Genomic DNA, 317 nt, shown 5'->3' with positions numbered 1-317 from the left:
ATATACGCACAGCGTCCAAGCCTTGAAAGTTCCGTAACATATATGGTATCGCCTTGGTCTATCGTATTCAGTATCTTGCCTAATTTCCGCACATTGGGATGCCTGGCACCAGACACACTCTCTTCAATCCATTTATCTATGATGAGTCCTTTTCTTTTGCAGTATTCAGTTATCTCGTACCGCTGGTTTTCAACGGTCTGTTTCTCACTGCTCACTCTGATGTAACCGTAATTCATAGCCTTCTGTTTTTCTCCTTTAAAAGTAAGAATTTATATGCAATTAATAAAGCATCGAACATAAAGTTTTCATAATCCGGA

1 protein-coding gene is annotated in these 317 nt (G+C 39.1%); it reads right to left on the bottom strand.

The features are described 5' to 3' along the window. Positions 1–236, bottom strand: a 236-nt coding sequence (locus M1B78_RS18600) for a recombinase family protein (protein ID WP_257941512.1), incomplete at its 3' end; no start/stop codon positions are given. Positions 237–317: the final 81 nt, after the last annotated feature.

It is taken from the genome of Bacteroides muris (ex Fokt et al. 2023), from assembly GCF_024704895.1.
Lineage (GTDB): Bacteria > Bacteroidota > Bacteroidia > Bacteroidales > Bacteroidaceae > Bacteroides > Bacteroides muris.
The sequence above is the reverse complement of the archived record's forward strand: the minus strand, read 5'-3'. Positions and strand labels throughout refer to the sequence as shown.